22 protein-coding genes, 2 tRNA genes and 2 riboswitches are annotated in these 22,931 nt (G+C 68.4%); of the genes, 8 read left to right on the forward strand and 16 right to left on the reverse strand.

Annotation, left to right across the window (positions count from 1 at the left end):
- Positions 1-12: 12 nt before the first annotated feature.
- Together QRN07_RS09335 and QRN07_RS09340 are read left to right on the forward strand one after the other, a co-directional pair.
- Positions 13-195: a hypothetical protein gene (locus QRN07_RS09335; protein WP_050685450.1), complete on the forward strand. Its 183-nt coding sequence runs from the start codon at positions 13-15 to the stop codon at positions 193-195.
- 57 nt (positions 196-252) lie between these two features.
- Positions 253-660 carry a hypothetical protein gene (locus tag QRN07_RS09340; protein ID WP_050685449.1) on the forward strand — a complete coding sequence of 136 codons (408 nt, stop codon included), beginning with the start codon at positions 253-255 and terminating at the stop codon, positions 658-660.
- A 52-nt stretch (positions 661-712) separates the two neighbouring features.
- Here the strand turns inward: QRN07_RS09340 and QRN07_RS09345 are convergent.
- From QRN07_RS09345 to QRN07_RS09370, 6 genes are all read right to left on the reverse strand, one after another.
- Positions 713-785, reverse strand: a tRNA-Asn gene (locus QRN07_RS09345).
- A gap of 123 nt (positions 786-908) precedes the next feature.
- Positions 909-981, reverse strand: a tRNA-Asn gene (locus tag QRN07_RS09350).
- A gap of 79 nt (positions 982-1,060) precedes the next feature.
- Positions 1,061-2,995 carry a DNA primase gene (gene dnaG, locus QRN07_RS09355; protein WP_050685448.1) on the reverse strand — a complete coding sequence of 645 codons (1,935 nt, stop codon included), beginning with the start codon at positions 2,993-2,995 and terminating at the stop codon, positions 1,061-1,063.
- A gap of 52 nt (positions 2,996-3,047) precedes the next feature.
- Positions 3,048-4,337, reverse strand: a complete 1,290-nt coding sequence (locus tag QRN07_RS09360; protein ID WP_285240914.1) for a deoxyguanosinetriphosphate triphosphohydrolase — start codon at positions 4,335-4,337, stop codon at positions 3,048-3,050.
- Positions 4,330-5,508, reverse strand: coding sequence for a tRNA dihydrouridine synthase DusB (gene dusB / locus QRN07_RS09365; protein WP_285240915.1), 1,179 nt, complete (start codon positions 5,506-5,508; stop codon positions 4,330-4,332). The genes QRN07_RS09360 and dusB overlap by 8 nt, the downstream gene beginning before the upstream one ends.
- A gap of 70 nt (positions 5,509-5,578) precedes the next feature.
- Positions 5,579-7,012, reverse strand: coding sequence for a YibE/F family protein (locus QRN07_RS09370; protein WP_285240916.1), 1,434 nt, complete (start codon positions 7,010-7,012; stop codon positions 5,579-5,581).
- A gap of 111 nt (positions 7,013-7,123) precedes the next feature.
- Here QRN07_RS09370 and QRN07_RS09375 point away from each other — a divergent pair, with 111 nt between their 5' ends.
- Positions 7,124-7,909 carry an alpha/beta hydrolase gene (locus QRN07_RS09375; protein WP_082178276.1) on the forward strand — a complete coding sequence of 262 codons (786 nt, stop codon included), beginning with the start codon at positions 7,124-7,126 and terminating at the stop codon, positions 7,907-7,909.
- Between the two features lie 2 nt (positions 7,910-7,911).
- The gene (locus tag QRN07_RS09380) at positions 7,912-8,730 is read left to right on the forward strand and encodes a lysophospholipid acyltransferase family protein (RefSeq protein WP_050685443.1); all 819 of its coding nucleotides are present in this window, start codon (positions 7,912-7,914) and stop codon (positions 8,728-8,730) included.
- Positions 8,731-8,843: 113 nt separating this feature from the next.
- Here the strand turns inward: QRN07_RS09380 and QRN07_RS09385 are convergent, their stop codons facing one another.
- The 3 genes from QRN07_RS09385 to QRN07_RS09395 all read right to left on the reverse strand — a co-directional run bounded on the left by QRN07_RS09385 (position 8,844) and on the right by QRN07_RS09395 (position 12,370).
- Positions 8,844-9,863: a GNAT family N-acetyltransferase gene (locus tag QRN07_RS09385; RefSeq protein WP_050685442.1), complete on the reverse strand. Its 1,020-nt coding sequence runs from the start codon at positions 9,861-9,863 to the stop codon at positions 8,844-8,846.
- Between the two features lie 2 nt (positions 9,864-9,865).
- Positions 9,866-11,251, reverse strand: a complete 1,386-nt coding sequence (locus tag QRN07_RS09390) for a glycine--tRNA ligase (protein WP_050685441.1) — start codon at positions 11,249-11,251, stop codon at positions 9,866-9,868.
- A 135-nt stretch (positions 11,252-11,386) separates the two neighbouring features.
- Positions 11,387-12,370 carry a DMT family transporter gene (locus QRN07_RS09395; RefSeq protein WP_056599000.1) on the reverse strand — a complete coding sequence of 328 codons (984 nt, stop codon included), beginning with the start codon at positions 12,368-12,370 and terminating at the stop codon, positions 11,387-11,389.
- 32 nt (positions 12,371-12,402) lie between these two features.
- Between QRN07_RS09395 and QRN07_RS09400 the strand changes: the two genes are divergently transcribed.
- Complete coding sequence (locus QRN07_RS09400; RefSeq protein WP_050685439.1) at positions 12,403-12,636, forward strand: RNA-binding S4 domain-containing protein; 234 nt, start codon at positions 12,403-12,405, stop codon at positions 12,634-12,636.
- Positions 12,637-12,738: 102 nt separating this feature from the next.
- On the opposite strand, the gene QRN07_RS09405 is transcribed toward QRN07_RS09400, so the two are convergent.
- Positions 12,739-13,395: an alpha/beta hydrolase gene (locus tag QRN07_RS09405; RefSeq protein ID WP_285240917.1), complete on the reverse strand. Its 657-nt coding sequence runs from the start codon at positions 13,393-13,395 to the stop codon at positions 12,739-12,741.
- Positions 13,396-13,472: 77 nt separating this feature from the next.
- On the opposite strand from QRN07_RS09405, the gene QRN07_RS09410 reads away from it, so the two are divergent.
- Positions 13,473-14,342: an SGNH/GDSL hydrolase family protein gene (locus QRN07_RS09410; protein WP_050685437.1), complete on the forward strand. Its 870-nt coding sequence runs from the start codon at positions 13,473-13,475 to the stop codon at positions 14,340-14,342.
- A gap of 108 nt (positions 14,343-14,450) precedes the next feature.
- Positions 14,451-14,969, forward strand: a complete 519-nt coding sequence (locus QRN07_RS09415) for a hypothetical protein (RefSeq protein ID WP_056599007.1) — start codon at positions 14,451-14,453, stop codon at positions 14,967-14,969.
- 23 nt (positions 14,970-14,992) lie between these two features.
- On the opposite strand, the gene metX is transcribed toward QRN07_RS09415, so the two are convergent.
- Both metX and QRN07_RS09425 read right to left on the reverse strand, forming a co-directional pair.
- Positions 14,993-16,108, reverse strand: coding sequence for a homoserine O-acetyltransferase MetX (gene metX, locus QRN07_RS09420; protein WP_285240918.1), 1,116 nt, complete (start codon positions 16,106-16,108; stop codon positions 14,993-14,995).
- A 12-nt stretch (positions 16,109-16,120) separates the two neighbouring features.
- A riboswitch (SAM riboswitch) is annotated at positions 16,121-16,236 on the reverse strand.
- Positions 16,237-16,332: 96 nt separating this feature from the next.
- Positions 16,333-17,658, reverse strand: coding sequence for a bifunctional o-acetylhomoserine/o-acetylserine sulfhydrylase (locus QRN07_RS09425; RefSeq protein WP_050685468.1), 1,326 nt, complete (start codon positions 17,656-17,658; stop codon positions 16,333-16,335).
- A gap of 44 nt (positions 17,659-17,702) precedes the next feature.
- Positions 17,703-17,818, reverse strand: a riboswitch (SAM riboswitch).
- A 161-nt stretch (positions 17,819-17,979) separates the two neighbouring features.
- On the opposite strand from QRN07_RS09425, the gene QRN07_RS09430 reads away from it, so the two are divergent.
- Entirely contained in the window at positions 17,980-18,618 is a 639-nt protein-coding gene (locus QRN07_RS09430; RefSeq protein ID WP_050685434.1) for a VOC family protein, read from the forward strand.
- Positions 18,619-18,812: 194 nt separating this feature from the next.
- Here QRN07_RS09430 and QRN07_RS09435 read toward each other — a convergent pair whose 3' ends face one another.
- The 4 genes from QRN07_RS09435 to QRN07_RS09450 form a co-directional block, all read right to left on the reverse strand.
- Positions 18,813-19,628, reverse strand: a complete 816-nt coding sequence (locus QRN07_RS09435; RefSeq protein WP_050685433.1) for a CPBP family intramembrane glutamic endopeptidase — start codon at positions 19,626-19,628, stop codon at positions 18,813-18,815.
- A gap of 87 nt (positions 19,629-19,715) precedes the next feature.
- Positions 19,716-20,504 carry a DeoR/GlpR family DNA-binding transcription regulator gene (locus QRN07_RS09440; protein WP_050685432.1) on the reverse strand — a complete coding sequence of 263 codons (789 nt, stop codon included), beginning with the start codon at positions 20,502-20,504 and terminating at the stop codon, positions 19,716-19,718.
- 98 nt (positions 20,505-20,602) lie between these two features.
- Entirely contained in the window at positions 20,603-21,814 is a 1,212-nt protein-coding gene (locus QRN07_RS09445; RefSeq protein WP_050685431.1) for an amidohydrolase family protein, read from the reverse strand.
- A gap of 11 nt (positions 21,815-21,825) precedes the next feature.
- Entirely contained in the window at positions 21,826-22,926 is a 1,101-nt protein-coding gene (locus QRN07_RS09450) for an NAD(P)/FAD-dependent oxidoreductase (protein ID WP_285240919.1), read from the reverse strand.
- Positions 22,927-22,931 lie beyond the last annotated feature (5 nt).

Genomic DNA, 22,931 nt, shown 5'->3' on the forward strand with positions numbered 1-22,931 from the left:
CGGGAGTCCGGCATGACCCGCGGCCGTCCGCACCGCAACGGCAGGGGCCTTTTCCTCGGCGCGGTGCTGGGCGCCGTCGCCGGCTATTTTGCCGGCCGGATGCTGGGCAGCCCGGCCGTTGGCATCGTGCTGGGCGCGCTGGTGGGCTCCGCAGTGCTCTACCGGGTTAATCCCGGACCCCGCAAGCGGCGATGACGCACCGGAAACCACAACGGCCGCCGATAATCGGCTGATCCGCGATAAAATGGGCCCGTGCCCAAACGGCAGGACCAGCCGCCACTACCGGCCACATGGCAACGGTGCGATAACCAGATACTGCCACTGTGGTGGGACCGGCTGTGCGCCCAGACAGGCCGGCAGTCCGCTGCCCTGTACGCTGCAGGCCTGTTCAACGGGGACCGGCGGCGGCCCATCGCCCAGTGGTTCAATCCGGCCTTCAACGCCGCGCTGCTGGTAGCCCCGGAAACGTCCCCTGAATGGCCCGTGCAGCGCTTCGGGATCTTCTACGCGCCCGCCGATGCCGGCTTCGTCCGCGTCCATTCAGCGCCCCACGAATGGAACCCGCGCCAGCCGCGCACCTCCCCCACCGAACAGGAAGCCTTCCTGGCCGCGGTTGTTGAAGCTGAGCGCTTCCTCCAGGTTGAAATGGACTTTGCCTAGGGAACAAAAAATCCCCGTCCTGCCAGCGGCGGGACGGGGATTTTCCGGTTTGCTCCTCCTGCTGGACTTGAACCAGCAACCCTTCGATTAACAGTCGAATGCTCTGCCAATTGAGCTAAGGAGGAATGAAGCAGGTATGACATTAGCAAAGGATCACAGGCAATGGAAATCGGCGGAATCCCGCGGAATTCCGGCACCCCGGGAAAACAAAAATCCCCGTCCCGGGAACCCGGAACGGGGATTGTGCGCTCCTCCTGCTGGACTTGAACCAGCAACCCTTCGATTAACAGTCGAATGCTCTGCCAATTGAGCTAAGGAGGAATGAAGCAGGTAATAGCCTAGCAAACTCCGGGCCGGGAAACGAAATCGGCGCCGCGGCCGGCCGCTGCGTGCCTGGAACTCAGGTCTCCGCGCGCAGCGCCCTGCGTTCCATTTCCAGCATCATCAGTTCCCGGTTGAGCCGCTGGTAGGCCTCCGGGTCCGCGGCAGGGTCCAGCCGCTGCAACTGCCCCATCTTGTCCGCCTTGACCCGGGTGATCTGCAGCTCGAACAGGCGCGAAAGGATGTCCCGGCAGTATTTCTGCACCGCTTCCTCCGTGCTGGCCGGCAACGGCACCACCGCAAGTTCGGACACCAGCGGGCGCAACGGCTCCGGCACCTCGTGCATCACATGCTCCACCCACCGCACAGGCTCGGCGGTCAGGCCGTGCCCCGTGGCGCGCATGGCGTCATGCACGGCCTGGAACGCGGGGGTGGCGAAGCGGGCGGCCGTAAAACGGTCCCACACCTCCCCCGCCAGCACGGCCGGCTCCTGAAGGGCCACTTCGAGCGCCTGGCGCTCCATGGACGCCACAGGGTCCCGCGGGTCAGGCCGGTGGTAGGACGGGACAGCGCCCGACGCCGGACCGGCAGCAACACCGGGCCCGCCGGCTTCCGCGGGCCTTGCGGCAGCCTGGCCGCCCTGTTGAGCCGCCACAGGCCCTGCCCCGCCCTGCATGCCCGCCGGGGCGCGTTTTATGGCAACCGCCACGGCCCGGTTGACCTCTTCGACGGACATGCCCAGCCAGCCTGCCAGTTCACGGGCGTAGCCGGGCCTGATGCCGCCGTCGCGGATCTGGCCCACCACCGGTGCCGCTTCGCGCAGCGCGGCGACGCGGCCTTCCACGGTGTCCAGGTTGTGGCGCTTCAGGGAGGCGCGGATGGCGAATTCGAACAGCGGCCGGCGGCTGCTGATCAGGTCCCTGACGGCCGCGTCGCCGCGGGTCTGGCGCAGGTCGCACGGATCCGCCCCGGTGGGTTCCACCGCCACATAGGTCTGCGCGGTGAACCGCTGGTCCTCCTCGAAGGCGCGCAGGGCAGCTTTCTGCCCGGCGGCGTCGCCGTCGAAGCAGAAGACCACTTCGCCGCCGGTGCCGTCGTCCGAAAGCAGCCGGCGGGAAACCTTGATGTGCTCGGTGCCGAACGCGGTGCCGCAGGTGGCCACCGCCGTCGTGATTCCTGCGAGGTGGCAGGCCATCACGTCCGTGTAGCCTTCCACCACCACCAACTGCCGGTCCTTGGCGATGCTGCGTTTGGCGAGGTCGATGCCGTAAAGGACCTGGGACTTCTTGTACAGCGTGGTTTCGGGGGTGTTGAGGTACTTGGGGCCTTGGTCGTCCTCGTAGAGTTTGCGCGCGCCGAAGCCGATGGTGTCCCCGGCGATGTCCTTGATGGGCCAGACCAGCCGGCCCCGGAAGCGGTCGTAGATGCCCCGGTTGCCTTCCGAAAACATGCCGGTCAGCTTCAGTTCGGCGTCCGTGAAACCGCGGCCACGGAGGTGTTTCAGCAGCGCGTCCCAGCCCTGGGGTGCGTAACCCACGCCAAAGTGCTCGGCGGCGGCCCGATCGAAGCCGCGCCCAAACAGGAAGTTCCGGCCCTCGGCGGCGCCGGGCGTCAGGAGCTGGGCGCGGAAAAATTCGTCGGCGATTTTGTGGGCGTCCAGGAGCCGCTGCCGGCGGCCCACTTCCTCCCGGCTGGGCCCGCTGCCGCCGTCCTCGTACCGCAGTTCGTAGCCGATCCTGGCGGCCAGCTTCTCCACCGCCTCGTGGAAGGAGCTGTGGTCCTGTTTCTGGACGAAGGCGATGACGTCGCCGTCCTCGCCGCAGCCGAAGCAGTGGTAGCGGCCCACTTGCGGACGGACCGTAAACGACGGGGACCTTTCGTCGTGGAAGGGACACAGTCCCTTGAACGTTCCCAGCCCGGCGCCCTTGAGGGTGACGTAGCCGTCCACCACTTCCTTGATGTCCGTGCGTTCGCGTACTTCGTCAATGTCTTCGCGTTTGATCAGGCCGGCCACAATGCCATCCTAGTCCGGGCCACTGACAGTGCCGGGCCGGGGGTAACCGGCCTCACCACAGCGACGGCAGGCTCCCCACCAGGCGCTCATACATGGCCAGGGCCGAGCCGTCAGTCAAGGACGCCACCTGGTCGATGACCACCCGGAGCCGGGCACCGTCGTCGGCCGCGTCGCGCCAGTCCGCGGCGAACATGGGCTCCAGGTGCCTGTCGCCGGTGGCGCTGAGGGCGGTGACCAGGGCGTGCAGCACCTCGCGCTGGCGTTCGTAGATGGGCTGCCGGTGGTCGGTGGTCATCACGAAGGTGGTGGCCAGGCCCTTCATCACGGCGATTTCCATCACTGTTTCGTCCGGGACCATCAACTCGGCGTTGTACCGGGTGAGGTTTTCGGGGCCGTAAACCGCACGGGTGGCTTCCAAAGCGCTCTGGCAGAACCGGCCGATCAGCTGGCTGGTCATGTTTTTCAGGGCCGCCATGGCTTTCCGGCTGCCGTCGGCCTCCCGGACCCACACGTCGGTGGCTTCGAGCCGGGCCAGGGCAGCGTCGATGGCGGCCGGATCGTTGTGCGGCAGGTACCACTGCTTGGCATAGCCCACCACCCGGGCCCGGTGGTCCGGGTTTTTCATCCAGCCCAGCTGGAAGTGCCCGGCCACAATCGCGTCCTCCACGTCGTGGACGGAGTAGGACATGTCGTCGGCCAGGTCCATGACCTGGGCTTCGAGGCAGGACCGGCGTTCCGGGGCGCCTTGCCGCAGCCAGGTGAAGATGGGCAGGTCGTCCTCGTAGGCGCCGAACTTGCTGGTCCGCTGGCCGTGGATCACCGGGGCTTCCAGGGCCGACCACGGGTACTTTGAGGCGGCGTCAAGGCTGGCCCGGGTGAGGTTCAGCCCGGCAGGCTGTCCGTCCACCGTCAGCACTTTCGGTTCCAGGCGGGTCAGCAGCCGCAGCGTCTGGGCATTGCCTTCAAACCCGCCGATTGCATGCGCCACCTCGTTGAGCGCCGATTCGCCGTTGTGGCCGAAGGGCGGATGGCCCAGGTCGTGGCTGAGGCAGGCGGTGTCCACCACGTCCGGGTCGCAGCCCAGGGTGCGGCCCAGTTCCCGGCCCACCTGCGCCACTTCGAGGCTGTGCGTCAGCCGGGTCCGGACGAAGTCGTCCGTGTCCGGTGCCACCACCTGGGTTTTGGCGCCCAGCCGCCGCAGGGCGGAGGAGTGCAGCACCCGGGCCCGGTCGCGTTCAAAGTCGGACCGGTAGGTGGTTTTGGGGGGTTCCTCCACCCAGCGCGCGGAGTCGTCCGCGTTGTAGCCGGGAAGGACCGGCGCAGCAGTGCGGGTTTCAGCCACCGGAAACGTCCAGTTCTGCGGCGGAGATGTCGCGGGACTGGTCGGCGTTCAGGGCCCGGGATTCCAGCCAGTCTTTAGGCAAAGCAGGTTTTTTGGGTGAGCCGGCCCGGCCGCGGGGGCCTTCGGCGTCGCCGCCCGGATACGGGGACTCCGCGTCGAGCTCGGCCAGGGCCGCGCGCAGTTCCTCGAGGCTGTTCACCAGCGCCATCCGGGTGCGGAGCTCGCCGCCCACCACATACCCCTTGAAGTACCAGGCGATGTGCTTGCGGATCTCGCGGAGGGCCTTGCCCTCGTCGCCGAAGGTCTCCACCATCAGTTCGGCATGCCGGTACACGCCCTGCGCCACCTGGCCCAGGTTGGGCGTGTGCCGGATGTCCTTGCCTTCGAAGGCGGCCTGCAGGTCGCCGAAGAGCCACGGCCGGCCCTGGCAGCCGCGGCCAATGACCACGCCGTCGACGCCGGTCTCGCGGACCATCCGGACGGCATCCTCAGCGGACCAGATGTCGCCGTTGCCCAGCACGGGAACGTCCGGCAGGGCCTCACGGAGGCGGGCGATGGCGGACCAGTCAGCCTGGCCGGAGTAGAACTGGGCGGCTGTGCGGCCGTGGAGGGCGACGGCGGCCACCCCGGAATCACGGGCGATCCGGCCGGCCTCGAGGTACGTCAGGTGGTCATCGTCGATGCCTTTGCGCATCTTGATGGTCAGCGGGACGTTGCCCTTGCCCGCTTCCCGGACGGCGGTCTGCACGATCGAGGTGAACAGGTCCGTTTTCCAGGGCAGGGCCGAGCCGCCGCCGCGGCGGGTGACCTTGGGCACCGGGCAGCCGAAGTTCAGGTCGATGTGGTCTGCGCGGTCCTCTTCCACCAGCATCCTGACGGCTGCGCCCACGGTGACGGGGTCCACGCCGTACAGCTGGACCGAGCGGACCTTTTCATCGTCGTCGTGGGAGATGATGCGCAGCGATTCGGGGGTCCGCTCCACCAGGGCGCGGGAGGTCACCATTTCGGCCACGTACATGCCGCCGCCGTACTCGCGGCAGAGGCGGCGGAACGCGGAATTGGTAATGCCGGCCATGGGCGCCAGGATCACCGGCGTGTCCACGGTGAGGGGTCCCAGCTTCAGGGGCGGGAGTTCCAGCTTGGGAGCGGGCGGGGTTGCTACAACAGTCACCTGTCCATTGTTGCAAAGCCGGGCAAATCGTGCCGGAAGGTCAGGGCGGCCAGCGGCCCCGGGGCCTGCCTCAGCCCCGGTCTGCCCGCCGGCCCCGCCGGGTGGCCGCCGCTTCGTCCCCCGCTGCCGTTGCGGCTGCGGCGAGGCTCCCGGTATCCAGCCGCCGGCTGTCCCTGGCTGCGCCGCCGTCGGCAGTTCCGCCGTCCGTTCCGCCGCCGTCGGCCGTTCCATTGGCCGCTGTTGCGCCTGCCGAAACGCCGGCTTTTGCGCCGGAACCGCCGGCGTGGCGGATGCTGGTGGCCTTGACCACCAGGACGGCGATCAGGGTGGTCACGGGGATGGCCAGGACCAGGCCGATGGATCCGACGAGGGTCCTGATGACTTCCTCGGACAGTTCGGCGCTGGTGAGGGTCTCGCCCAGGGGCCGGTCGTACAGCATCACGATGATGAGGATGGGCAGGGCGGCGCCGGCATAGGCGAAGGCGATGGTGTAGACCGTGGAGGCGATGTGGTCCCGGCCAATCCGCATCGCGGAGGTGAAGAGCTTCCGGGCGCTGCTCTCCGGGGCCAGCTCGTAGAGCTCCCACACGGCCGAGGACTGCGTGATGGTCACGTCGTTGAGGACGCCGAGCCCGGAGATGATGAGGCCGCACAGGATCACCCCGGAGATGGAGATGTTGGCCGAGGTGTTGATAAGGGTACTGGCGTCGTGATTACCAACACCGGCAAGGTTGGCGGCGTCGGTGGCCCAGGCAGCCAGCAGCGCCGTAATGCCCAGCCCGAACATGGTGCCCAACAGCGCCGTGGACGTCCGGGCCGAGAAACCATGGGCAAAGTACAGGACCCCGATCATGATCACCGTGGATCCCACCAGCGCCAGGAGCAGCGGCGGTTTGCCCTCCACCAGGCCGGGCAGCATAAAGCCGGCCAGCACAAAGTAGGCGCCCACCAGTCCCACCAGAGCACGCAGGCCACGCCAGCGGGCCACAGCGATCACCACTGCCGCGTACAGCAGGGCCAGCAGCACAATGGGAAGGGTCCTGACGAAGTCCACAAAGATGTAGGCGGGTGATGTCTGCGTGGCGGAGGCGCCCTGGGCGTTGGACAGGTTCAGGTACCTGATCTGGTCGCCGGGTTTCACGCCGTGCGAGGCTGCAACGTCCGGGTTGATGACCACCTTGACCGGGTTGCCGCCCTTGTCCGGCTCGGTCGAGGCGAAGGTGCAGTCGGAGCCTTGATTGGCCCCCTGGGCTGCGTCCGGGCCCGCCTGCTGCCCGGCCTCCCCGGGCGCCGCCGTAGAACCCTGCATACAGCTTTCGACGCTCACACTCTGGATGGTGCCGGTATCAAACGTCACACCGGGTGCCGCAGCGTACGGATTGGCCAGCGAGATGCCCTCCTTGCTGCCGGAGGGCCAGAGCATCGCCATCCCCGCGAGCGTCAGCAGGGTGAGGGGAATCAGGATGGCCGCGAGGATGCGGTTGGCTTTGCGCCGTGCGGCCATCGCTTCCGGGGTTGGCTCCGAATGACCTTGTGAAGCGTGGGAGTGGCCGGCTCCCATCAGCAGAAAAACCTCATGCGTTGAACTCTACTTCCGGCACCTTAGGGTTGATAAATGGATGACCGGGACTGGGAGGTACCAAGCGTGGCCAACCGAAGTACTGACAGCAGTGGGCAGCAGGCCGCCCAGGGAACACCGGGCCACAGCCACCAGGCGGTCCTCACCGTCCTGCCGGCATCCGGTGCCACCAAGGGCGTGGTGCTGGTGCTGCACGGCGGCAAGTCCCGCAGCCGCGAGCCCGTGGAGGCACGCCATCTGAGCCCGGCCCGGATGATTCCCTTTGCCCGCCAGCTGCACCGTGCGGGCGGGCGCAGCGGCCTGGCCGTCTGGTCCCTGCGGAACAGCGTCCGGGGCTGGAACGGACCCGACATGTCACCCCTGCGTGATGCCCGCTGGGCGCTGGCGCAGATCACCGAAAGACATCCCGGCGTGCCCATCTACCTGCTGGGCCACTCGATGGGCGGCCTGACCGCCGTCTGCGCCGCCGACCACCCCCAGGTCGAGGCAGTGGTGGCCCTTGCGCCGTGGCTCAGCCCGGAAACGCCTGCCACAGGGGTGGCTGGCCGGAAAGTGCTGATTGTGCACGGCACCGTGGACCACTGGACCAGCGCCGCCCAGTCGCTGGCTTTCGCCCGCCGGGCCTCCAGATCCGCAGCCAGCATGCAGTACGTGACCCTGAACGGGGCCGGGCACTTTATGCTCCGCAAGCTCCGGCTCTGGCAGGGACTGGCCACCGGCTTTGTCCTGAGCGCCTTCAACGAGTCCACGCGTGCCGGCGCCCCGGTCCCCCGCTCGTATGCCCAACTGCTGCCGGAATCAGCAGTCCAGGTCACCTTGTGAGGATGCCGTGGCGCCCGGCGCCGAGTGACCGCTTCTACCGCCTGGTGGTGCGGACCGGGCTGGCGCTGCGGGCCGCGTTCAGGGTCCGCATCATCACCACGGGCCAGGAGAACCTGCCGGCACCTGCCCCGCGGCTGGGTGCGTCCCGGCCGGTCCGGCCCGGGACCGGCGCGGTGTTTGCCGTGACGCATTTCGGCTACCTGGACTTCGCGGTGGCTGAGCTGCTGCTGTGGAAGCACGCCCGGGCGCAGCTCCGGTTCCTCATCCACCAGGGCGCCGCCGACCACTGGTTCGCCGGACCGGCCATCAGCGCGTCCGGGCACGTGGTGGTGGGATACACGGAGCGTAAGGACGCCTACGACGCCGCCGTGGCCAAACTCCGCGCCGGCGAATACCTGGCGGTTTTCCCGGAGGCCGGCGTGAGCCGCAGTTTCACCGTCCGGGAGTGCAGGACGGGTGTGGTCCGGATGGCGGCGGAGGCCGGGGTTCCCGTGATCCCGGTGTCCGTGTGGGGTGCGCACCGGCTACTCACCCGCGGGCACGGTTTTTCGGCCCGGCGGACCTGGCGGGCTCCGGTCCGGGTCCAGGTGGGCGAACCCGTACGGTATGCGCCGGGGGTAGACGCCGAGGCGGCGACTGCTGCGCTCCGGGAGGAGCTGCAGGCCGGCATCGACCGCTGCACTGACGACTTTCCGTTGCCGGCCCGCCCTGGTGCGTGGTGGCAGCCCGCCCATCTTGGCGGCGGAGCACCGTCCGACGCCGAGCGGGCCCTGCTGGACGCCGAGGACGCAGCCAGGGGCCGCCGTCGTGGTCCCCGCTGACGGTCCACGCTGAGGTGCCCTGCTGACGTGCCCTGCTGATACGCAAGGGGCCGCGGAAATTTCTTTCCGCGGCCCCTTGGCTTCGACCGGTTGGCCGGGGCAGCAGGGCAGGATCAGTCCGAGACCACCAGGGTTTCCGGTCCGGCCAGCCGGGCTTTTCCGCCCGCCAGGAGCGGCTCGACGGCGGCCCGCAGGGCGGTCATCGAATCGTCCAGTTCCAGCATCACGGGGTGCTGGTAGGCGATCAGCGACAGCATGTCCCGGACCGCTTCGGCAGCATCCGCGGCCTCCAGCGCCGGGTCGTGGCCAACAAAAACGTCGGTTGCCGCGCCGGTGTCGCCGAGCGGCCGGCCGTCCGGGTCCTGGGTGGGTGCCGCGTAACTGACGGCGAAGGCCCGGATTTTGCCCTTCCGGGTGGGTGCCACGCCCGGCCCGAAGGCCGAGCCCGGCTCAGCGCGCAGCACAATGGCGCCGTGCGCACCGGTGAGGTCGTCCAGGAACAGCTTCTGCACCTGGCCCACTGACAACTCGCCCGGGGAGTCCCAGCTGTGGATGGCCGTGTAGTAGCGTCCCACCACGTCGGTGAGCTCCACCGAGCCCGTGGCCAGGTCCATCACCACGTCCGAACCCGCGTTTTCGCCGGCCGCGCCGTTGTCAGATTCAGGGAACACCGGAAGCCGCAGCGCGCCGGGTTCCACCACCACCAGGCGGGACCGCTGGATGGAGGCCAGCCCGAAGGCTGCCGCGAATTCGGCACCGGGGGTGCCGGGCTCCACTTTGGCGCGCAGCTTTGAAACGCCCGACGGCGACTGCTCCGCTTCGCGGCGGAGCATGGTCAGGAGCGTGGCGCCGATGCCGGAGCGGCGATGGTCGCGCGCCACCTCGACGTACGTCCACAGCCGTTCCGGGTGCAGGGACGCTTCATAGACCACGCCGGCGGCCACGGGGATCCCGACGCCGTCCAGCACGTCCTCGGCGACGATGCAGCGCCGCCACGGGGTGCCGTTGGTCCCGGCCGAGGACTCGGCCAGGGCGCCACGGAACTGCCGGGCCTGGTGGGTCTCGGGCCCGCCCCAGAGTTCCAGGAGCGCCAGGTCGTCGCCTTCGCGCCAGCTGCGGTATTCGATGGCCATGCTCAGGCGCCGATCAGGCGGGCGGCCAGGTAGCCTTCCACCTTGTCCAGGGACACACGTTCCTGGCTCATGGTGTCCCGCTCGCGGATGGTCACGGCCTGGTCCTCGAGGGTGTCGAAGTCCACGGTGATGCAGAACGGGGTGCCGATCTCGTCCTGGCGGCGGTAGCGGCGGCCGATTGCGCCGGCGTCGTCGAAATCGATGTTCCAGTTCTTCCGCAGCTGCGCGCCCAGGGCCTTGGCCTTCGGGGACAGATCCTCGTTGCGGCTCAGCGGCAGCACGGCGGCCTTGACCGGCGCCAGGCGCGGGTCGAGCTTCAGCACGGTGCGCACGTCCACGCCGCCCTTGGCGTTGGGGGCCTCGTCCTCCGTGTAGGCATCCACCAGGAACGCCATGAAGGACCGGGTCAGGCCGGCGGCCGGCTCGATCACAAACGGCGTGTAACGCTCATTGGTGGCCTGGTTGAAGTAGCTCAGGTCCGTGCCGGAGGCCTTGGCATGGGTGGACAGGTCGAAGTCGGTGCGGTTGGCGATGCCTTCAAGCTCGCCCCACTCCGAGCCCTGGAACCCGAACCGGTATTCAATGTCGGTGGTGCCCTTGGAGTAGTGGCTGAGCTTTTCCAGCGGGTGCTCGAAGAAGCGCAGGTTCTCTTCCTTGATGCCCAGGCCGGTGTACCAGGACATCCGCTCCGTCATCCAGTAGCGGTGCCATTCCTCGTCAGTGCCGGGCTCAACAAAGAACTCCATTTCCATCTGCTCGAACTCGCGGGTGCGGAAGATGAAGTTGCCGGGCGTGATCTCGTTGCGGAAGGACTTGCCGATCTGGCCGATGCCGAACGGCGGCTTCTTCCGGGCGGTGGTGAGCACGTTGTTGAAGTTCACAAAGATGCCCTGCGCGGTTTCGGGGCGCAGGTAGTGCATGCCCTCTTCGCTGGCGACGGGGCCCAGAAAGGTTTTGAGCAGGCCGGAGAATTCCTGCGGGGCGGTCCATTCCCCGCGGGTGCCGCAGTTTGCGCACGCAATGTCCTTGAGGCCGTTTTCCGCCGGCCGGCCCTTCTTCTCCTCGTACTCTTCCTCGAGGTGGTCTGCGCGGTAGCGCTTGTGGCAGGAAAGGCACTCCACCAGCGGATCGGAGAAGACGTCCACGTGGCCTGAGGCTTCCCAGACCTGGCGGGGCAGGATGACGGAGGAATCGAGTCCCACCACATCCTCGCGGCCGCGGACCATCGACTGCCACCACTGGCGCTTGATGTTTTCCTTCAGTTCGGCGCCGAGGGGCCCGTAGTCCCAGGCAGAACGCGAACCTCCGTAGATCTCACCGGCCTGGAACACGAAGCCCCTCCGCTTGGAGAGGGAAATGACCTGGTCAAGAACGGATTTTGCTGCCATGGGGAACTCCAGTTTCTACAGGGCCGCTGGGTGCGGTCCGCGGTTTTTTCGGTGCCGGCACTCCGGTGGTGGGGCACCACGGGTTTCCGGCGGATTGGATGAAGGAAAATGTTGCAGAAAGCTGCGTGTCCCAGCCTACCGGCCCTGCCTGCGGAGCGCGCCCCGCGGCCAGGGCAGGGTGGCCAGGATGATGGCCCCCAGGGTGAGGACAGTTCCCAGGACGGTGGCCGGAGCCACAACGGAGCCCGGTGCGGGCAGCGCCACGTCCAGGGCCAGGGACCCCAGCAGCTGGCCGGCGATCATGCCCAGGCCGGTGACCAGCACACCCAGGCTGCGCACCAGGAGCGCGCCCACACCGATGAAAACGCAGCCCATGGGTCCGCCCACGTAGTACCACCACTCGACCGGCAGCGGGTTCCCGGCCCCGGCCACTGCCACCTTGATGCCGTACACGGTCCACAGCACGGCGCAGCCGGCCACGAAGTTCACCAGGGTGGCGGCGATGGGTGTTCCGTAGTGGACGGTGGCGGTGCCGTTCATGGCCTGCTGGAAGCTCATCAGGAACCCGGCCAGCAGGGGCAGCAGCAGCGGCAGGACCAGCCCGCCGGCGTCGGCCGCTCCCGGGCCGCCGGCGAACCTCGGCGAAACCGCCCAGGCCACGGCGGCGATGGTCAGCACGCAGCCCACCACGCGGATGCCGGTGATGGATTTGCGGCCTGCGGGGCCGATGCCCAGCCGGTCCACCAGCAGCCCGCTGAGGGTCTGGCCTGTCACCGTGGCCACCGTGAACAGCGCCACGCCCAGGATGCCCACCGTGAATGACTGGGCGAAGACAAAGATGGCCCCGATCCCGCCGGCCATAACGTAGACGCGCGGGAAGGCGCGGGTGCGGACGGCCGGCAGGATCCGGGCCAGCCCGGCCCGGCCCCGGGGCAGCAGCACCGAGATGAGGAGCATCACCAGCAGGCCTGTGCTGAAGCTCACCACGGACGCGGCGACGCCGTCATCCAGGCGGGTGGCCAGCGCCCCGTTGATGCGGCCCTGGGCGGGGATGGCGAGGCCGGCCAGCACCGCAAGCGGGAGGCCCGCCAGGAGCGGCAGGCGGGAGGGTGAGGTCATTGGATCCACCTTACGTCAGGCATTATTGCTGTATGAGCAACCCCGTAGAGGACATCCCCATCCGCGACAGCATGATCCGCCTGGGCCAGCTGCTGAAGCTTGCCAACCTGGTGGAAGACGGTGTTGAGGCCGCCGAAGTGGTGAAGAACGGGCTGGTCAAGGTGAACGGCGAGATCGATGACCGCCGCGGCCGCCAGCTCCACAACGGCGACACCGTCACCGTGAACGGGCAAACCGTCCGGGTCAGCGCCCCCGCAGCGGACTGACCGGAAGCGGCCGGCTGACGGCGGGAAGCGGCGGGCTTACGGCGGGCTGATCGCGGGCGGCACGACCCGCTGAGGTGCTCCGGGACTGGCCGGCCGCCGTCGTCAGTCCTGCTTGTTGAGCACCTCATGGGTGAGGAATTCTCCCACGTGCCCGATTTCCTGCTGGTTGATGCCGTGCCACATGCCCGTGTACAGCACCTTGGTGAGCTTGACGTGTTTGCGGACCCAGCCCATGGTGAAGTCGATCTTGTCCGCGGTGATCACCGGGTCCTGCTGGTCCCGGCCCCAGAAGAACGGCACGGTGCCCTGCAGGTCGGCGTCGTGGAATGAGGGGTCTGCGCCGGCGTCGACCGCAAAACCGGACAGCCCGACGACGGCCGCATAGTCCTGCGGCCGCTGCCGCAGGAGCGTGGTGGCCATGGCCATGCCCATGGAAAAGCCCAGCAGTGTCACTGACGGGTGGTGTGGCCGGATCCCGTCGATCCACTCCTGCACATAGGCGGACGCCTCGGTGACGCGCTCCAGCGTGTACTCGATGGACGCCGTCAGCGGGAACCAGGTGTAGCCCTGGCCCATGGCGAGGGGTGCACGGACCGAGGCGATGGCGAATCCTGCCGGCAGCATGTCGGCCAGGCCCATCAGGTCCTGTTCGTTGGCGCCGTAGCCGTGGAGCAGCACCAGCAACGGCTTGCCCGCACGCTGGTCCTCGGGGTGGGACCACTGGACAACGGGGGCAGGAAATACAGAAGCATCAGTCATGGTTTCCATTCTTACAGTTACCCGAAAGTAACAACCTACGTTGGCGTAGCCAGCGCAGCAGAAGGCAGGATAGGAACGTGAGTGACACAAACGCCAGCCAGACCCCGCACCCCCGGACCGAATCGCACCCCTGGACCCGGTATGTAGCCCTGGGCGATTCCTTTACGGAGGGCATCGGCGATCCCGAGCCCTCGTCCCCCGGCGGGTTCCGCGGCTGGGCGGACCGGGTGGCGGAGGAACTTGGCCGCACGCAGAAGGACTTCGCCTACGCAAACCTCGCCGTCCGCGGCCGGCTCCTGCAGCAGATCGTGGACCAGCAGCTGGCACCGGCCCTGGCCCTCCGCCCGGACCTGGTGACCCTGTCCGCGGGCGGCAACGACCTCCTGCGGCGCGGCGGCGATCCGGATGCGCTGGCCGGGAAACTTGATTCCGTGGTGCAGATCCTGGCCATGAACGGTGCCACGGTGGTGTTGTTCAACGGCCCGGATACGGGTTCGTCGGTGCTGGGCCGGATCCGGTCCAAGGTGGCCATCTACAACGAGAACCTCCGCACCATAGCCGCCCGGCATGACGCCGTTATTGCGGATATGTGGTCCCTGCGGCAGCTCCGCGATCCGCAGATGTGGGACCAGGACCGGCTGCACTTCTCGCCGGTGGGCCACCACACCATCGCCGCGATGGTGCTGGACTCACTCAACGTCGAGCACACCCTCGAACCCCTGCACCCGAAACCGCTGCCGCCCAGCACATGGCGGGAAGCCCGGAGCGGGGACCTGGTGTGGGCCCGCGAATATTTCGTCCCGTGGGTCCTGCGCCGGCTGCGCCACCAGTCCTCCGGCGATGGCATCACCGCAAAACGCCCGACGCCGGGTCCCGCCTTTGGCCCGGGCGTCCCGTTGGGGTCCGGCGAAGGTCCGCTGGGGACCACGGCAGCCACAGCGGAGTAGCCTGCCCTTCCCGTCGGTTCTGGTTGAGGTGCGCGGATTCCTTCCGGCGCACCCTCATCCGGCGCGCCCCGGCTAAGCTGGGAGGACACACACGAGAGGCGCGGCACCGTGAGCAACCTGTTTTTCTGGATCATCATCCTGTCCTTTGTCATCCCCATGGGCATGCGGATGTACCGGAAGTCAGTGGCCCGCCGGAACCAGGACCAGAGCTTCTCCGGCCGCTATCCCAACCAGTTCCCCGGCGGCCCCGGACCGCAGAACAACCAGCCCCGCGACGGCTACACCCAGCAGGACTACTACGGCGGCGGTTTCCGCCAGATCGACGCGCCGCAGCCCATCGACCGGCCGCAGCCGCTGCCTGACCCGTTCGGCCGGCCGCAGGCCCCGCACCAGGGCGGGTACCCGGGCCAGCCCGGTTACCCCGCACAACCCGGCCAGGGCGGGTACCCGGGTCAGCCCGGCCAGCCCGCTCCGGAACAGCCGCAGGCGCCCGCCACTCCCCCGCCGCCGTCGGCCCCGCAGGGCTTCCGGGCCCGCAAACTCGCCGAACTGGACCAGCAGTACAGCAACGGTGAGCTCTCCATGGAGGAGTACATGACCCGCCGTGGCGAGATCATGAAGGGCTGACCAACCCGGCCGGGGTAGCCCGACTAGACGAGGAACGATGCCCGCAGCTGCGCCCCCAGCTGGCCGATCTCGGTCAGGAAGCCGTCGTGCCCGATCGGCGCCTGGATCAGGTGGACGTCCACCTCGCCCGGCAGCGCCGCCGCCAGCTCGTAGGACTGCGCAGGGAAGTACAGCCGGTCCGAGTCGACGGCTGCGACAAAAAACCGGACTCCCGGCACGTCCAGCGCCTGCGCCAGCGTGCCCCGGTTGCGGGTGACGTCATGGCTCATGAGTGCCTCGGTGAGCGCGATGTAGCTGTTGGCGTCGAACCGCTGGACCAGTTTGTTGCCTTGGTGGTCCAGGTAGCTTTCCACCTGGTAGCGGCCCCGGGCGGCCAGCGAATCCGCGCGGACCGGTGTTTCGGCGGCCTGCGCCTGCCGGCCGAACCGGCCTTCGAGTTCCGCGGCGGACCGGTAGGTGATGTGGGCGATGCGCCGGGCCAGGGCCAGACCGTCCCCGGGGAACGGGCCGCCGTAGTAGTCGCCGCCCTGGAAGTTGGCATCCTGGCGGATGGCCAGCGTCTGCGCCTGCGCAAACGCGATCTGCTCTGCGGTGCTCGCCGCACCGACGGCGATGACGGCGCACCGCTGCACCCGCTCCGGGTAGGTCACCGCCCATTCCAAGGCACGCGCACCGCCCATGGAGCCGCCCAGGACGGCGAACCAGCTGCGGATGCCCAGCTGGTCTGCGAGCCTGGCTTCGGCCACGGTGCTGTCCCGCAGGGTCACCAGCGGAAACCGGGAACCCCACGGGCCGCCGTCCGGCGCGGCTGAGGACGGTCCCGTGGACCCGTAACAGCCGCCCACAATGTTGATGGACACCACAAAAAACCGGTCCGTGTCCACGGGTGCGCCCGGACCGGCCAGCTGTTCCCACCAGCCGGGCTCGTCGCTGTCGCCGCGGGCAACGTGGGTGCTGCCGGTCAGGGCATGCTCGATCAGGATGGCGTTGCTGCCGTCGGCGTTCAGGGTGCCCCACGTTTCGTAGGCCAGGGTGACGTCCGGCAGGTATCCGCCGGCTTCAAGTTCCAGGGCCCCTACGGAGGCGAAGCGGACAATCCCGTGTTCGGGAACGGTGGTACGGGCGACGGTAACCGTCATGGCAAGACCTCTTCTACGCGCTTGCCTGCCGTCGAATGACCGGCAGGCCAGGTCTTCACCCGGGGCACCCCACCGCGGAAGGAGGGTTGCCGGCCAGCAAGCCGGGGCTGTCACTGGCACTCATGACCTTGTTCGAGTGTACGAAGAACACCCCACCCCGGGCCAAGAGTGTGACTGGTTGTGACTTGCCCCGGCCCAAAGGCAGCCGGTCCGTTAGGGTCCGGTCAGGAACCTGCTGCCGCCTTGGCCGCCCGGAAACCTGCTTCCAGGTCGGCCAGGATGTCATCGATGTGTTCCAGTCCCACGGACAACCGGACCAGGCCCGGCGTGACCCCGGCAACGGCCTGCTGCTCAGGGGACAGCTGGCTGTGGGTGGTGGACGCGGGGTGGATCACCAGCGACCGGACATCGCCGATGTTGGCCACATGGGAGTGCAGTTCCAGCGCATCGACAAAACGCTGGCCGGCCGCGGCCCCGCCGGCGAGGTTGAAGGCCACGATCGCCCCGGTGCCCCGCGGCCCGTACTTTTGGCCGCGCTCAAACCAGGGGCTGGAGGGCAGGCCGGCGTAGGCAACGGATTCGACGTCGTCCCGCGCCTCGAGCCAACGGGCCACCTCAATGGCGTTGGAGACATGCCGCTCCACCCGCAGGCTCAGGGTTTCCAGGCCCTGGGCGATCAGGAACGCGTTGAACGGTGACACGGCGGAGCCCAGGTCACGCAGCAGCTGCACGCGGGCCTTCAGGATGTAGGACAGGTTGGCACCCAGGGCGCCGTCGGCACCCAGGTCGCGGCCGTAGACCAGGCCGTTGTAGGTGGGGTCCGGGGTGTTGAAGCCGGGGAACTTCTCCGGTTCCCTGGTGAAGTCGAACTTGCCCGAGTCCACGATCACGCCGGCGATGGCGGCGCCGTGTCCGCCCAGGTACTTCGTGGCCGAGTGCAGGACGATGTCCGCGCCCCACTCCAGCGGCCGGATCAGGTACGGGGTGGACAGCGTGTTGTCCACGATCAGCGGCACTCCCGCCTGGTGCGCCACCCCGGAAATGCCCTCGATGTCCAAAACGTCCTGGCGCGGGTTGGATACCACCTCGCCGAAGAACAGCTTGGTGTTGGGCTGCACGGCGTCGCGCCACTGGTCCAGGTTGTCCGGGTCCGCCACAAACGTCACGGTGATGCCGAACTTCTTCAGGGTGTGGGCGAAGAGGTTGTAGGTCCCGCCGTAAAGGCTGGGGCTGGCCACGATGTGGTCGCCGGCCTCGGCGATGTTCAGGACCGCGAACGTCTCGGCGGCCTGCCCGGAGCTGAGCAGGAGGGCCGCGAGGCCGCCTTCCAGGCTGGCGATCCGCTGCTCCACGGCGTCCTGGGTGGGGTTGCCGATGCGGGTGTAGATGGGCGAGAGTTCGGCCAGGGCGAACCTGTTGGCCGCGCTTTCGGCGCTGGGGAACACAAACGAGGTGGTCTGGTAGATGGGCAGGGCCCGGGCGCCGGTGGCGCTGTCCGGTTCCTGGCCTGCATGGATCTGGCGGGTTTCAAACGACCATCCGTTGGACATCTTTGGCTCCACTTCACAGGGGCCCGGCATGCAGGAAGCAGCACGGGCCGCGCTTGCCATCCGGCCGGTGCCGGACAGCCAGGTCCTCACCCGGGGCACCCCACCGCGGGTGGAGGGTTGCCGGCCAGCGAGCCGGGGCTTGATGCTGGCACTCATGACCTGTGCCCAGTGTAGGAACTGTCCGGGAGCGCGGTACAGGATTGTGACGAACATGGTCCCACGGCCCCGTTGCCGGGCCACAACAGGAACTCCGCCCAGCGGAAAAATCATGTAAGGCAAGCCTTAGCTGAGAGGCGGATCACAAAGTGCCAAGATGTTGGCATGCGCATGGATCACGTCTCTTACGCCTGTGAACAGGATGGCCTGGCGGCCACCACCGAACGAATCGCTTCCGCCCTGGGTGTGGAAGCCGTCAAGGGCGGGGTGCATCCCCGTTTCGGAACCCGGAACATGATCATTCCCCTCGCGGGCCACAAGTACCTTGAGGTGGTGGAGGTTCTGGCGCACCCCGCCTCGGACAAGGCGCCTTTCGGGCAGGCTGTCCGCGCCCGCTCCGAAGCCGGTGGCGGCTGGATGGGCTGGTGCGTCGAAGTGGACGACCTTGCCCCTTTCGAGGAGCGGCTGGGCCGGTCTTCCGTCAACGGCAACCGCAAGTTCCCTGACGGCCGCGAACTGGTCTGGAAGCAGATCGGCATCCTGGGCCTCATCGCGGATCCCCAGGTGCCCTACATGCTGAAGTGGGAGGGCGACCCCTCCCTGCACCCGTCCAACGCCTACGAAGGCAACGTTAAGATGAGCTGCCTGACCATCGCCGGTTCCGCCGAGCGGGTCACCGAATGGCTGGGCGAACCGGTGGAGAAGCCGCTCGAGGATGTTGCAGTGGATTGGGTTGCCCCGCACGGCACGCCCGGAATCCTCTCGGTCACCTTCGAAACCGCCAACGGCGCAGTCACCATCTGATCCTCCGCCGCACCGGATCCGGCCTGCGCCGGGTCCGGTGCTTCCGGGCGTCCGCGCCCACCCACCCTTCGACCGCCATCAGCAGCTGACAACGGCGTCACCTGCTGATGGCGGCCGAATCATTGAGCGGCAAAAGCATCAACCGGACGACGGCGGCCGCCCGCCACCGCGGGCAGGCATGAGGCCCGGGACGGTCAGCCCAGCCCCACCGCCTTGCCAAACAGGCTGAAGCCGACAAACGCCACAATGTCGAGCAGCGCGTGCGCGATGACCAACGGCATCACGCGTTTGGTCCGGGTGTAGAGCCACGCGAAGACAACGCCCATCACCACGTTCCCGATGAAGGGCCCGAAGCCCTGGTAAAGGTGGTAGCTGCCACGCAGCAGCGCACTGGCCGCGATGGACACCGGCAGGCTCCAGCCGAACTTGCCGAAGCGGTTCATCAGGTACCCCACCACAATGACCTCTTCCACAATGCCGTGCCGGACGGCGGAGAGGATCAGCACCGGAACGGTCCACCAGTAGGCATCCAGGGCGCTGGGGATGATGGCGGTGGTGATGCCCAGCGCCCGCCCGGCGGCGTAGAGGCCCAGTGATGGGATGCCGATCAGGGCGGCCAGGCCGAGGCCCTGGAGCAGGTCGCGGCCGGGCCTGTCGAAGGTGAAGCCAAGCTGCCGGAAAGCGGAGCCCGTGTGGCGGGAGGCGTTGGCGCCGCCGATGACCGGCGGGTTGCCGGGTCCGGCAGGTGCCGCCTGGCGCTGGTCGGTCAGGAAGTAGATCACCAGGAGGACCGGCACCAGGGCAAAGGCGATGTCCAGCAGCTGGTAGGTCAGGTCGAAGTATTCCCGGGTACTTTGCGAGCGGTTCAGGGTTGAGGTGCCCTCCACCAGCGGCGCGCGGGACAGCTTGTCCAGCAGCTGCACCACGGAATAGACGGCGGATTGTCCCAGGGACAACCCCAGGACAATCCAGACTTCGAGCCGCAGCCTGCGGCGGGAGGGAACCAGCATGTACCCATTTTGCCTGCTGTTGCTGGATCCGGGCTGACCGCCCCGGCCGGCACTGGATCCCGGTGGTCCCCGTGGGCCGGCGGCCCTTTATCCGGGAGCGACGATCACTTCGGTGCCGTTGGCTTCAAACGCGGCCTTGTCCCGCGGCGAGATCCCGGCGTCCGTGATCAGGCGGGTGAAGTTGTAGCCGTCCATCGTGGCAAAGGCCCGCACGCCCACCTTCGACGAGTCGGCCAGGACATACGAAATCCGGGCCCGGCTGGCAAGCAGCGCGTTGACGGAGGCCTCCCCTTCGCCCGTGTTGGTGGGACCCACCTCCGGGTCGATGCCGTTGACGCCGATGAAGGCGATGTCCAGCACCACCTTCTGCATGATGATGTCCGTATACGGGCCCACCAGCTCATAGGAGCGCGGGTTGAGGATGCCCCCGGTCACCATGACCTTGATGTTGGGCCGCACGGCGAGCTGGCCGGCGATGTTGATGGCGTTCGTGACCACCGTCAGTGTGTGCTGGTTCGCGGGAGCATTGAGGTCTTCCCGCGTGGCCAGGATCTGCGCTAGGGCAGTGCTGGTGGTCCCGCCGCACAGGCCGATCACCGCACCGGGGCGGACCAGCGCAGATGCGGCCTGGGCGATCTGTTCCTTGGCCTGGCCGTGGTCGTCACGGTTGTACCGGCCGGGAAGGTCGTAGGCCAGGGCGCCGGTGGTGGCGCCGCCCCGCGTCCGGGTCAGCAGCCGGCGCTTCGCCAGGCTGTCCAGGTCGCGGCGGGCCGTGGCCGGGGAAACCGCAAGGGTGGTAACGATCTCGTCCACTTCCACCTGGCCGGTCCGGGCCAACAGGTCAAGGATGGCCGTCAGGCGGTCGGTACGGGTCATGCGGAAGGCCTCCAAAGTGCTTGAGCCATCGCACATGATGACGTTTTATGATCATAACAGACCCTAAACGATCATAAAACGTCAATTTCGCGGCAGTATTAGCGCTCGCGGCGTCCGGCCCGCCACACAGCGTACGTCAACGGCATCCCCGGTCGGTAGGCGAGGTGCGTGGCGGACGGCGCGTTGAGGACGTGCAGGTCCGCCCGGTGCCCCACGGCGAGGGATCCCACGGCGCGCTGGCCGTCGGCGTCGCTGCCGGTGTCCCGGTGCAGGGCGAGGGCCCCGCCGTAGGTGGCGGCGCGGACGGCTTCGTGGACGCTGAGGCCCATCTGCAGCACCGCCGTGGTGACGCAGAAGGCCATGGAGCTGGTGTAGGACGTGCCGGGGTTGGCGTTTGAGGCGAGCGCCACCTGGACGCCGGCGTCCAGGAGTCCGCGGGCGGGCGCCAGCGGCTGGCGGGTGGAGAGGTCGCAGGCGGGCAGGCAGGTGGCCACCGTTCCCCGCTGTCCCGTGCCGCTTCCAGGATCCCAGCCGGCCCAGGTTCCGGCCAGGGCCTCGATGTCGGCGCAGGCCAGGTAATTGACGTGGTCCACGCTGGCGGCGCCCATCTCGACGGCGAGCCGCACCCCGGGCCCCTCCCCCAGCTGGTTTCCGTGGACCCGCAGGCCCAGCCCGGCATCGCGGCACGCAAGCAGCACCCGGCGTGACTGCTCCGCCGTGAAGGCACCTTCCTCACAAAACACGTCCGCCCATTGCACATAGGGCAGGACGGCGGCCAGCATCGGCCCGCAGACCAGGTCCGTGTAGGCCTCCGGATCCTGGCCGGCCGGCACCAGGTGCGCGCCGAGGTAGGTCACCTGGTCCGCCACGGTGGAGGCGATCCGAGCGCTGCGGGCTTCGTGGTCGATGTCCAGCCCGTAGCCGGTCTTCGTCTCCAGGTAGGTGGTGCCCTGGGCGACGGCCTCGGCCACCCTGCCCATTGCCAGCCGCGTCAGGTCGTAGTCGCCGGTGGCCCGGGTGGCGGCCATGGTCACGGCGATGCCGCCGGCGGCATACGCTTCCCCCGCCATCCTGGCTTCGAACTCGGCTGTCCGGTCGCCGGCGAAAAGAAGATGGGTGTGGGAGTCCACCCAGCCGGGCAGCACGGCCCGGCCACCGGCGTCCACCGCCTGGTCCGCTGCAGGGGCGTGCGCGGCGGGGCCCAGCCAGGCGATCCGCTCCCCCTCGAGCACCAGGGCGGCGTCCTTGAGGACGCGGTGGTCCAGGTCCTGGGTCATCAGCTCGGCGATGTTGGTGATCAGGGTGCTCATGGAATCATTCTTCAGCGCCGCACGGACCAGCGGGTGGCTGCAAGCGCCCGTGCTGTCCGGGATTCCGGACCTGGGCGGCCGCCCAGGTGCGCCAGGATCTGCCCCGCGGCAAGTTCGGCCATGGCGGCAGATGTTTGGAACCCGTACCCGCCTTGCCCGGCGAGCCAGTAGAACCCGGCGGCCTCCGCGTCGAACCCGGCCACGGGGATGCCGTCGGCAGCCTCGGTCCGGAGCCCGGTCCACGCGCGGCGTACGCCGGTAATGCCCAGCGACGTCACCCGGTTGAGGAGGGCCACCAGGTTTTCCACATCGCCGGGGCGCGGTTGTGCGTCCTCGGGGCCGCTGGGCACTGTCTCGGACGGCGAAATCAGCACGTCGCCGCCGTCGGGCCGGAAATAGTACGAGTCATCCGCGGCGGCCACCATGGGGCTGCCGGCGGGCAGGGAACGGCCGACGGCGGCAATCGCTGCGGTGCGGCGGTAGGGCTGCAGGCCCAGCTTCTCCACGCCGCTGATGACGGCCAGCTCATCGGCCCAGGCGCCGGCCGCGTTGACCACCACAGTGGCTGCGAAGGCCTCCGTGCCGGCGCCGACCTGCCAGCCGGTTCCCAGGCGCTGGGCTGAGTGCACGCGTGCGCCGGTGATGATCTCCGCCCCCGCGGCCAAGGCTGCCTGCCGGTGGCCTGCCAGCAGCAGGGGCGCGTCGCAGCCGTAGGAGCCTGTATCCAGCCCGGCGGCTTCGAAGCTGCCGGGGACCAGGGCAGGACAAAGCTCCAGCGCCTGGTCCGGTGTCACCGGCACCATGTGTCCGCTTGCCCCGGCCGCAACCAGGACTTCGGTGCCGACCAGCAGAAAACTGCGCGGCGTCAGGACCGGCACGGGCTGCCCGGCGTCCCGGGCGGCGATGAGTTCCAGGGTCCGCATAGTCAGTTCCTGCACCACCGGCGGGCCGTAACTGGGGATCAGCTGCCGGGCGGAGCGGGAGGACGTGTGGTAAGCCAGCTCCTGCTCCGCCTCCACCAGCGCCACCGTGCAGTGATCCGCCAGCGCGGCCGCCAGGGAAAGCCCGGCGATGCCGCCGCCAACAATCAGGACATCGTAATGTGCTGCCATGGCAC

This window comes from Pseudarthrobacter sp. MEB009, from assembly GCF_030208875.1.
Lineage (GTDB): Bacteria > Actinomycetota > Actinomycetes > Actinomycetales > Micrococcaceae > Arthrobacter.